Source organism: Streptomyces ossamyceticus (genome assembly GCF_001418475.1).
Taxonomy (GTDB): Bacteria; Actinomycetota; Actinomycetes; order Streptomycetales; family Streptomycetaceae; genus Streptomyces; species Streptomyces ossamyceticus.
In genome coordinates, this window is record NZ_LIQX01000123.1 from 1 (window position 1) to 10,868 (window position 10,868).

The window sequence follows — 10,868 nt, forward strand, 5'->3', positions numbered from 1 at the left end:
GGCCGGGGCACGGGTTCATGCCCGGCATGCCGACCGGGCCGGTGGCCTGCGCGGCGAGCCCCGCCATACCGGCGCCGTTGGTCTCGCTCATCAGCCGGTCCACGGCCGCCGTACCAGAGCTGTAGCTGGTCCCGGTGCCCAGCTCGGGTACGGCGGCTCCCCTCCTGGACCCGTAGAGAACCGACTCCAGGCCGGACACCAGGCGACGCACGTCCACCTGGGGCCGGACCACGAGTCGCAGGAAGCGACTGGACGAGCCGACCTTGTTGCCGCACTCGCGGACCAGGATCCGGTGCTCGGTGAGAAGCCGGTCACGGACCACGGTGCCCTCGGCGCCCACGGGCAGGCGCACGAAGAGGAAGTTCCCCTGCGACGGATACACCGTCAGACCGGGGAGGGCGGAGAGCTGACGGGCCATGTCCAGGCGGTCGCGCCGCACCTGGTGCAGGCTCTCCATGTACTCGGGGCCGTGGTTCTTCAGCATGAACACCACATGCTCCGCGAAGGAGTTGAGGTTCCACTTCGGCAGCATCGAGCGGATCTTCCCGGCGAGCGCCGGGTTGGCGACCAGATAGCCGAACCGGATGCCGTGCAGCCCGAAGTTCTTGCCGAGCGAACGCAGCACGACGACGTTGGGCCGCATCACCGCGTCCTGCACCGTGCTCGGCTCCGACTCGGCGTCGGCGAACTCCAGGAACGACTCGTCGATGACGATCAGGTCCAGGTCGGCCATCGCGTCCATGAACTGCACCAGCGCGTGCCGGTGCAGGAAGCCGCCGTCGGGGTTGTTCGGGTTGCAGATGACGGCGACCCGCGTGCCGCGCGCCCGGATGAACTCGGCGTACTGGGCGAGGTCCAGGGCGAAGCCGCTGGACTCCTGGAGCGGGAACATGTCGACGCGCTTGCCGGTCTCCATCGGCTGGTCGGTCCAGCGGCCGAAGGTGGGGACGGGGACGGCGAGTGACTCCCGGACCAGCAGATGGTCGATCCAGGTGATGAGTTCGGTCGAGCCGTTGCCCATCGCCACGCACTGCGGCGGCAGTTGCAGCAGGTTGCACAGCTCCGCGGTGATGGTGTCGGCGCTGCTCGGGTAGTACGTGATGATGTCCTTCAGCCGGCTCGCCATCTCGTCGAACATGGCCGGGGTGGGGAAGTACGGGTTGCACGGTATGCAGAAGTCCACCGGGCCGACCCCGTCGCCGCCCTCACGCGTCAGCGCCGCCATCGAGGGGCTGTGCGCCGTCGTGCTGCGGAACAACGAGGTGACGTTGTCGGCCATGGAACCTCCGTAGGGGGCGGACCCGTGGGGACGAACCGGGTCCGACGACTAAGGGCGGCCCGTGCGGGGGAGCACGGGCCGCCCTTACATACGGAGGACGGCGTGACGCTGTTCAACCACTGGGAAGTTGGCCGGAAATTGTGAAGAACCTGTGCGCTGCCGTGTTCATGCTCCGAACGAGTGGACCGTGGTCGAGCGGTACGTCTGCCCCGGCCGGAGCACCGTCGACGGGTACGACGGCTTGTTGGGCGAGTCCGGGAAGTGCTGGGTCTCCAGGCACACGGCGTCGCCCTGGCGGTAGATCCGCCCCGACGGTCCGGCGAGCGTGCCGTCGAGAAAGTTCCCCGAGTAGAACTGGAGCCCCGGCTCGGTGGTGGAGATCGTCAGGGTGCGGCCCGAGGACGGGTCGCGCAGTGTCGCGGCCCGCTCCGGGAGATCCGTCCGCCCCTTGTCGAGCACCCAGTTGTGGTCGAACCCCTTGGCGTACAGAAGCTGCTGGTCACGCGTGCGGACGTCCGCGCCGATCGGCTTGGCCCGGCGGAAGTCGAAGGGCGTGCCCGCCACCTCGGCAGGTTCACCGGTGGGGATGAGTCCGGCGTCGACGGGCGTGTAGCGGGAGGCGGCGATCTCCAGCTCGTGGTCGTGGGCGGAGCCGCTGCCCTCGCCGGCGAGGTTCCAGTAGACGTGGTTGGTGAGGTTGACGACGGTCGGCCGGTCGGTGGTGGCCTCGTAGTCGATGCGCCAGTCGCCCTCCTCGGTGAGGGTGTAGGTGACCGCGGTCCGCAGGGTGCCGGGGTAGCCCATCTCGCCGTCGGGGCTGGTGCGGGTGAGACGCAGACCCACGTTCGAGTCCTGAACGAACGGCTCGACGTCCCACACCGCCTTGTCGAAGCCGCCGGCACCGCCGTGCAGGCTGTTGCCCCCGTCGTTCACGTCGAGCTCGTACGCCGTGTCGTCGAGAGTGAACCGGCCCCCGCCGACGCGGTTGCCGTACCGGCCGATCAGGGCGCCGAAGTAGGGGGAGCCGGCGACGTACTCCTCGACGGAGTCGAAACCGAGGGAGACGTTCGCGTAGCGGCCCTCGCGGTCCGGGACCTCCAGGGACTGCACGATCCCGCCGTACGACAGGACCCGCAGCCGTGTGCCGCCGTTCTCCAGCGACCAGCGGTGGATCTCGGTGCCGTCGGCGAGCTTGCCGAAGACTTCCTTCACGGATTGCTCCTCTCATGGGAAAGGGGGCCCCGCCCGCAGGCGAGGCCCCCTTTGCGGGTTCCGTCAGGAACCGCCCTTGCGCTTGTTCCACACGTCGAAGCCGACCGCCGCCAGCAGCACCATGCCCTTGATGACCTGCTGCCAGTCGGTGCCGATGCCGACCAGGTTCATGCCGTTGTTGAGCACACCGAGGACGACGCCACCGATGATCGCGCCGAGGACGGTGCCGACACCGCCGCTCATCGACGCGCCGCCGATGAACGAGGCCGCGATCGCCTCCAGCTCGAAGTTGAGGCCCGCCTTCGGCGAGGCCGCGTTGAAGCGGGCGGCGAAGACCAGACCCGCGAGGGCCGCGAGCATGCCCATGTTGAGGAAGATCAGGAAGACGACCTTCTTGTCCTTCACACCGGACAGCTTCGCCGCGGGCAGGTTGCCGCCGATGGCGTAGATGTGCCGGCCGATGATCGCGTTGCGCATCACGTAGCCGAAGCCGACGACCAGCGCGCCGAGGATCAGCAGCACGATCGGGGCGCCCTTGTAGCTGGCGAGCAGCATGGTGACGACCAGCAGGGCGGCGGAGATCGCGACGAGCTTGAGGACGAACAGGTTCATCGGCGGCACGTCGAGGGCGAACTCCTGCTGCCGGCGCCGGTCCCGGAACTCCTGGATCACCACGAACGCGATGACGGCGAAGCCCAGCAGCAGCGTCAGGTTGTGGTAGTTCGTCTGCGGGCCGACCTCGGGCAGGAAGCCGTTGGCGACCTTCTGCAGGCCCTCGGGGAACGGGCCGAGGGTCTGGCCCTCCAGGAAGATCTCGGTGAGACCGCGGAAGACGAGCATGCCCGCCAGGGTCACGATGAACGACGGTATCCCGAGATACGCGATGAAGAACCCTTGTGCGGCACCCGCGACGGCGCCCACGGCCAGACAGAGCACCACGGCCAGCGGCCACGGTATGTCGTTGTTGACCATGAACACCGCGGCGATCGACCCGATGAACGCGGTCAGCGAACCCACGGAGAGATCGATGTGCCCGGAGATGATGACCAGCATCATGCCGATCGCGAGGATCAGGATGTAGCTGTTCTGCAGGACCAGGTTCGAGACGTTGCGCGGCAGCAGCAGGTCGCCGTCGGTCCACACCGCGAACAGCGCCACGATCAGGCCGAGGGCGATCAGCATGCCGTACTGGCGCATGTTGCGCCGCAGGCCGTCCAGCATCAGCTGGAGCAGACCCCCGCCCGCCGCTGCCCCGCTCTTGCCGGGCGGCGCGGGGGCCGGGCTCTTGGCGGTCACTTCCGTGCTCATCGGGTTACCTCTTTGTCCTTCGTCATCTGACGCATCAGCGACTCCTGCGTGGCCTCGGCACGCGGGAACTCACCTGTCAGCCGCCCCGCGGCCATGGTGTAGATGCGGTCGCACATCCCGAGCAGTTCCGGCAGCTCGGAGGAGATGAAGACGACCGCTTTGCCCTCGGCGGCCAGTTTGTCGATGACCGTGTAGATCTCGTACTTGGCGCCGACGTCGATACCGCGCGTCGGCTCGTCCAGAATCAGCACATCCGGCCCCGCGAAGATCCACTTGCTGAGGACGACCTTCTGCTGGTTGCCGCCGGACAGCTTGCCCACCGGCTCGAAGACGGTCGGCGCCTTGATGTTCATGGACTTGCGGAAGCCCTCGGCGACCTGCCGCTCCCCGTGTTCGTCGACCACACCCCGCTTGGCGACCTTGCCCAGCGCGCTGAGCGAGATGTTCCGGTTGATGGTGTCGATGAGGTTGAGGCCGAAGTGTTTGCGGTCCTCGGTGACGTAGGCGATGCCGTTCTTCACCGCCTCGGGGACGGTCTTCGTCCGGATCTCCCGGCCGTCCTTGAGGACCGTGCCGGCCGCGTACCGGCCGTACGTCCGCCCGAAGACGCTCATCGCGAGTTCGGTGCGGCCGGCGCCCATGAGCCCGGCGATACCGACGATCTCGCCGCGCCGCACCTGGAGGGACACGTCGTCGACCACCTTGCGCTGCTGGTCGATCGGGTGGTGCACGGTCCAGTTGCGGATCTCCAGCGCGGGGGCCGCGCCCTCCTCGGGCTCGTGCGGCGTGCGCTCCGGGAAGCGGTGCTCCAGGTCCCGGCCGACCATCCCGCTGATGATCCGGTCCTCGGTGGTCTCCGCGGACTTCACATCGAGGGTCTCGATGGTCTGCCCGTCGCGGATGATCGTCACCGAGTCGGCGACCTTACGGATCTCGTTCAGCTTGTGCGAGATGATGATCGAGGTCATGCCCTGCTTCTTCAGCTCCAGGATCAGATCCAGGAGCTTGCCGCTGTCCTCGTCGTTCAGGGCGGCGGTCGGCTCATCCAGGATGAGCAGCTTCACCTTCTTCGACAGCGCCTTGGCGATCTCGACGAGCTGCTGCTTGCCCACCCCGATGTCGGCGACCCGGGTGTCCGGGTGCTCGTCGAGGCCGACGCGGCGCAGCAGCTCGGTCGCGTGCCGCAGCGTCTCGGTCCAGCTGATGAACCCACGCGTGGCGTGCTCGTTGCCGAGGAAGATGTTCTCCGCGATGGAGAGGTAGGGCACCAGGGCCAGCTCCTGGTGGATGATAACGATGCCGTGCTGCTCGCTGGCCCTGATGTCCTTGAACTCGCAGGTCTCGCCCTCGAAGAGGATGTCCCCCTCGTAGCTGCCGTGCGGGTGGACGCCGGAGAGGACCTTCATGAGGGTCGACTTGCCGGCGCCGTTCTCACCGCAGATGGCATGGACCTCGCCCTGCTGGACGGTCAGGGTGACGTCCGACAGCGCTTTGACGCCGGGAAAGGTCTTGACGATCGAGCGCATTTCCAGGACGGGTCCCGCCATGGTCGTGCCTTCCAATCAGTGGTTCGGGTTCCGCCGGATTACTTGAGGTCGCTCTCCTTGATGTAGCCGGAGTCGACGACGGCCTCCTTGTAGTTGGCCTTGTCCACGCTGACCGGCTCCAGCAGGTACGCCGGGACGACCTTGGCGCCGTTGTCGTAGGTCTTGGTGTCGTTGACCTCGGGCTTCTTCTTGTTCAGCAGCGCGTCGACCATGTTCGAGGCGACCTTGGCGAGCTCACGGGTGTCCTTGTAGACGGTCATCGACTGCTCGTCGGCGATGATCGACTTCACCGAGGCGACCTCGGCGTCCTGGCCGGTGACGATCGGCAGCGGCTTGCTCTTGGAGCCGTAGTCGTCCGACTTCAGCGCCGAGAGGATGCCGATGGAGATGCCGTCGTAGGGGGAGAGGACCGCGTCGACCCGGTCGCTCTTGTACGACGAGGTCAGGATGTCGTCCATGCGCTTCTGGGCGGTGCCGCCGTCCCAGCGCAGGGTGGTGACCTGGGTGAGCTTGGTCTGTCCGGACTTGACGACGAGCTGCTTCTTGTCGATGTAGGGCTGCAGGACGTTCATCGCGCCCTGGAAGAAGTAGCGGGTGTTGTTGTCGTCGTTGGAGCCGGCGAACAGCTCGACGTTGAACGGGCCCTTCTTCGAGCCGTCCTTCAGGCCGAGCTTGTCGACGATGTAGCCGCCCTGGAGCTCGCCGACCTTCTCGTTGTCGAAGGAGGCGTAGTAGTCGACGTTGGGCGTGCCGAGGATCAGACGGTCGTAGGAGATGACCGGGATGTTCGCGTCCTTGGCCTGCTGGAGCACGTTGTTCATCGACTTGTTGTCGATGGCGGCGACGATGAGGGCCTTCACACCCTGGGTGATCAGGTTCTCGATCTGGCCGACCTGCTGGTCGGGGTCGTCCTCGCCGTAGACCAGCTTGGTCTTGTAGCCCATCTTCTCCAGGTTGGAGACGACGTTGTTGCCGTCGGCGATCCACCGCTCGGAGGACTTGGTCGGCATCGCGATGCCGATGGTGGCGCCCTTGGTGCTGCCACCCTCCTCCTTGCTGCCGCCCTCACCGCTCTGACCACAGGCGGACAGGGTCAGGGCGAGGGAGGCGGCGGAGGCTATGGCGGTGAGAGCGGCTCGACGAGTGCGCATGATCATCATCCTTGATGTTTTCGGTGCCTGGAACGTTCTGGCGATGAGGACGGCGCTTTCGCGAGCGAGGGAGGAGCCGAGGGACGCCAGAAGAAGATGTGGGGGATTCTGTGTGACCGCGTCTTCTTCTGTGAAGACAGTTGGCCGGTTCGTTATGCGGGATTACTAAATCGCTTCAGGTCCCCCGGCAGGCGCGTGCCGAGCGGCGCCATGTCGCCGTCCGCCCCGTGCCGTGCCAGAAGGTCCAGAGCGAGCCGACCGCGCCGCACCCGCTCCTTGGCGGTGGACAGCGTCAGGTCGCGCATGTGGTGCCCGTAGGGGTAGATCCCGGGCGCCTTCGACAGGCCGAACTTCAGGTAGATCGGTGCGCCGCGCCGGATCAGCTCGGCGACCTCGTACATCCGCACGTAGCCGCCGAGGTCGTCGGGCGCCTCGATGTACATGTCCATCGGAGCGGCCGACACCCGCCGGATCTCGGTGAGGTGATCCAGCGTCAGATCGCTCGGCACGTTGATCGAGTCGCCGCCGAGGTTCTCGTACACCGCGTACGCGGTCGGGTTCACCGGGCCGATGAGCGCCGAGACCTTGAAGGTGGTGTCGGCCGGCAGGATGCCCGCCTCACGGGCGCGGTGCAGCGTCCAGAGCACGCCCTCGTCGGCGACGAGCAGGCACTTCACGCCCAGCTCGGTCGCGCGCACGGCGTCCTCCACGCAGCCGGCGACCGCGTCGTGGCCGCGGGCGCGCAGCCCGCCGCCCCGTGAGTCGGTACGGGTGGAGCCGCCGATGTCCCACGTGCCGCGCGGGCCGGTGAACAGGCAGAGCTCGATGTCGCGCTCGGCCGTCGCCTCCACCATCTCGGTGATCTCGGCGTCGGTGAGCATCCAGACACCGCTGCCCTGGCTGATCCGGTGGATCGGCACGTCGAGCCGCGAGGCCTCCTTGAGGACCACGGCGAGCGCCTCCGGCCCCTCCACGGAGGGAACCTCGGTGCGCCAGCGGCCACCGCCCGGGAAGGTGTGCGGAGAGGCGTCGGCGGGGTCGAGAGCGGGCGCGTCCAGGCCGAGCGCGGCGAGCGCCTGCTCGCCGGGCCGACGGGGCGCCGAAGCGTTGGTGTCGGTCACTAGCTGTCCTTCAGGTTCGATATTTCGGACGAGGTTCGCGGCTCATCGCACAGAGATCTTGGGGTGTACGCCGGTACGGAGTAGTCAGGTACATCCGTACCGGCGTACGGCTCAGGGGTGTGTCACGGCCGCAGGAGGACCTTTCCGACCTTCGGGTCGCCGGACCCCACCAGTTCGATGGCCTCCGGGAACTCGTGCAGCGGCAGCTCGTGCGTGACGAGCGGCAGCGGGTCGAGGAGTCCGGCCCCGAAGACCCGGACGGTGTGCGCCCAGGCGTCCGGCGGTGCTCCGAACACGGTGTGCACCTCCAGCTGCCGCACGACGAGGTCCGTCGGGTCGAGGCCGTCAGCGCCCGACGCCGGGATGCCCGTCAGGACCAGCCGTCCGCCACGCCGCAGCAGCGCGGCGGCGGTGACCGCGGCGTCCGCGGAACCGGCGGTCTCGATGACGACGTCGAAGTCGCCGGGCAGCTCCTCATCCTTCGTACGGAAGTCCGAGGCACCGAACCGTCGGGACAGTTCCGCGCGGTCCGGACGGGTGCCCACGACGAGCAGTTCGGCCGGCGAGGCCGCCTTCAAGAACTGAACGGCGAACATTCCGAGGGTGCCGGTGCCCACGACGGCCACCCGCTCCCCGGGCACCGCGTTGGCCTTGAGTGCGGCCGCCGCGATGCACGCCGCCGGCTCCAGCAGCGCCGCCGCCGTCAGATCGCAGTCGTCCGGAAGAACGTGCAGCAAGCGAGCCGGAAGCGTCAACGTGGTGGCCATGGCGCCCGGCTGGGTGAAGCCGGTCTCCTCGTACCCCGCCGAACACAGCGTGGTCTCGCCCGCGTGGCAGCGGTCGCAGACCTGGCAGTTCCGGAAGCCCTCGCCGACGACCTTGCGACCTACAAGACTTGAAGGAACACCGTCGCCGACGGAGACCACCGTCCCGGACCACTCATGACCCGGCACGAGGGGGTAACGGACGTATCCCTCGGGCCTGTTGCCCTGGTAGACCTCGCGGTCGCTGCCGCAGATCCCGGAGGCGTGGACACGGACCAGTGCCTCGCCCGCCGAAGGCTGCCGGGGCTCGTGCGGCACGAGCCGGTGCTCGCCCGGAGCCTCGATGACGACGGCGGTGGCCGCGTCGGGCGAGGTCGTCACTGGGTCCCCTTGGGCTTGCGCTGCTCCCAGCCGTCGGCCCACAGGTCGAACCGGGCCTGCTGCTGCGGGAACTCCGCCGCCGCGTCCACGTCCAGCTCGACACCGAGGCCGGGCTCGTGGGACAGGTGGAAGCAGCCGTCCTCGGGATTGACCTGCGGGGCGCCCTTGATGACCTTCTTGATGTCCGCGTCCGCGAAGTCGTTGAAGTGCTCAAGGATCTTGAAGTTCGGTGCGGTGAAGCCGACCTGGAGCGAGGCGGCGGTCAGCACCGGGCCGCCCACGTTGTGCGGCGCGACCAGCATGTAGTGGGTCTCGGCGGTCGCGGCCAGCTTGCGGGTCTCCCAGATGCCGCCGATGTGGCCGACGTCCGGCTGGATGATGTCCACGGCCTGGCTCTCGAAGAGCTCCCGGAACTCGATCCGGTCGTGGATGCGCTCGCCCGTGGCGATCGGCATGTCCACCTTGGCGGCGACCTTCTCCAGCGCCTTCAGGTTCTCCGGCGGCACCGGCTCCTCCAGCCACGCGGGCTTGAAGGGGGCCAGTTCCTTGGCCAGTCGGACCGCGGTGGACGGGGAGAACCGGCCGTGCATCTCCAGCATCAGCTCGGCGTCCGGCCCGATGGCGTCCCGCACGGCCTCGATCAGCGAGACGGCGTACAGGCTCTGCTGGTGGTCGAGTTCGAAGTGGCCGGTGCCGAAGGGGTCGATCTTGAGCGCCCGGTAGCCGCGCTCCATGACGCCCCGCGCCGCCTTGTGGTACGCCTCCGGCGTGCGCTCGGTGGTGTACCAACCGTTCGCGTATGCCTTGACCTTGTCGGTGACCTTGCCGCCGAGCAACTGCCACACCGGGACGCCGAGGGCCTTGCCCTTGATGTCCCAGCAGGCCATCTCGATGACGGCGATGCCGGACATCACGATCTCGCCGGCCCGACCGTAGTCGCCGTACTTCATCCGCTTGACGAGATCCTCGACAGCGAACGGGTCGGACCCGAGAATGTGGTTGGCCTCCGCCTCGCGCAAGTAGCCCAGCAAGGCGTCGGTGTGGCCCAGCATGCGGGTCTCGCCGACTCCGGTGAGTCCCTCGTCGGTGTGCACCTGGACGTAGGTCAGGTTCCGCCACGGCGTTCCGACCACGTGTGTGCTGATTCCCGTGATGCGCACGGTGCTCCCTGTCCTTTTCGGTCTGTTCGAAATTTCGAAGCTCGTTCGAAATGCTGGCGCGACAGTAAGGACGACCCGCTCCGAGTGTCAATGGGTCGAGCGCACAACGGTCTCGTCGCGAAGGTCCCGAAGGTGGGCGATGATCAGGGCTTGAGCCGTCCTGACCCGCCAGTACACGAGGTTCCTACACAACTTTCACGAGGGCGCCTGGGAACGTCACCGGCGCGCCAAATAATCTTCCGGCGTCATGGACTACTGCCACCCGTGCCAACGGCACCTCAACGGCGCCCTGGCCTGTCCCGGGTGCGGCGCACCGGCCGAAGAGAGCCGGTCGTACATGGGCGCATCGCCCGAATCGGACGCCTTCACCGCGGAGAAAAGCGGCGAAGCGTACGAGCGCGACGCAACGTATGAGCGCGACGGAGCGAGCGAGCCCGGCGAAGCGTATGAATACGAAGAAGCGTATGAGCGTGATGAAACGCGTGATTACGGCGAAACGGATGAGTACGGCGAAGTGCGCGAAGCTGCCGGTGAGGCGCGTGAGGGCGACGGTGAGGTGAACGTCGGCGGGCGCCGGGCCGTCCGCGCCGCCTCCTCCCGGTCCAAGGGCCGCGAGCGCGGCGACCGTGCCGCCCGTCGGGACCGGCGGGCGGCCGCGCACCGCCGTCGGCGCAAGCGCCTGCTGCTGGTCGGGGCGGGGCTGGTGCTCGCCGCGGGCGGGCTGAGCCTCGCCGAACTCGGCATGGAGGCACCGCCGTCGCACCCGAACGCGGCGTCCGTGGACGACGCGGTCACCCCGTCGCCGGCGGACTCGGCGGAGGGCAGGCCGGGCGGCGACTCCGGCGTGGACGGGGTGGACGGGGTGGACGGCACGTCGCCGGACGACTCGCCCTCGCCGTCCGCCTCGGAGTCCGGGAAGTCCAAGGACGACGAGGACGCCGAGGA

The 10,868-nt window shown here is 68.0% G+C and carries 9 protein-coding genes; 1 reads left to right on the top strand and 8 read right to left on the bottom strand.

Features of this window, described 5'->3' with window-relative positions:
* The 8 genes from AOK15_RS11145 to AOK15_RS11180 form a co-directional block, all read right to left on the bottom strand.
* On the bottom strand, positions 1-1,279 hold a 1,279-nt coding region (locus AOK15_RS11145; protein ID WP_055515427.1), incomplete at its 3' end, for a pyridoxal phosphate-dependent aminotransferase.
* Positions 1,280-1,444: 165 nt separating this feature from the next.
* Positions 1,445-2,491 carry an aldose epimerase family protein gene (locus tag AOK15_RS11150; protein WP_055515430.1) on the bottom strand — a complete coding sequence of 349 codons (1,047 nt, stop codon included), beginning with the start codon at positions 2,489-2,491 and terminating at the stop codon, positions 1,445-1,447.
* A gap of 63 nt (positions 2,492-2,554) precedes the next feature.
* The gene (gene mmsB, locus AOK15_RS11155; RefSeq protein WP_055515432.1) at positions 2,555-3,799 is read right to left on the bottom strand and encodes a multiple monosaccharide ABC transporter permease; all 1,245 of its coding nucleotides are present in this window, start codon (positions 3,797-3,799) and stop codon (positions 2,555-2,557) included.
* Complete coding sequence (gene mmsA / locus AOK15_RS11160; RefSeq protein ID WP_055515434.1) at positions 3,796-5,346, bottom strand: multiple monosaccharide ABC transporter ATP-binding protein; 1,551 nt, start codon at positions 5,344-5,346, stop codon at positions 3,796-3,798. The genes mmsB and mmsA overlap by 4 nt, the downstream gene beginning before the upstream one ends.
* Positions 5,347-5,384: 38 nt before the next feature.
* Complete coding sequence (gene chvE / locus AOK15_RS11165; protein WP_420876890.1) at positions 5,385-6,497, bottom strand: multiple monosaccharide ABC transporter substrate-binding protein; 1,113 nt, start codon at positions 6,495-6,497, stop codon at positions 5,385-5,387.
* Between the two features lie 152 nt (positions 6,498-6,649).
* On the bottom strand, positions 6,650-7,618 hold the full coding sequence (locus AOK15_RS11170) for a hypothetical protein (RefSeq protein WP_055515438.1): 969 nt from the start codon (positions 7,616-7,618) through the stop codon (positions 6,650-6,652).
* Between the two features lie 122 nt (positions 7,619-7,740).
* Positions 7,741-8,763: a zinc-dependent alcohol dehydrogenase gene (locus AOK15_RS11175; RefSeq protein ID WP_055515440.1), complete on the bottom strand. Its 1,023-nt coding sequence runs from the start codon at positions 8,761-8,763 to the stop codon at positions 7,741-7,743.
* Complete coding sequence (locus AOK15_RS11180; RefSeq protein WP_055515442.1) at positions 8,760-9,923, bottom strand: mandelate racemase/muconate lactonizing enzyme family protein; 1,164 nt, start codon at positions 9,921-9,923, stop codon at positions 8,760-8,762. Before AOK15_RS11180 ends, AOK15_RS11175 begins: the two co-directional genes overlap by 4 nt.
* A 247-nt stretch (positions 9,924-10,170) precedes the next feature.
* Between AOK15_RS11180 and AOK15_RS45570 the strand changes: the two genes are divergently transcribed.
* Positions 10,171-10,868, top strand: a 698-nt coding sequence (locus tag AOK15_RS45570) for an SCO2400 family protein (protein ID WP_157870208.1), incomplete at its 3' end; no start/stop codon positions are given.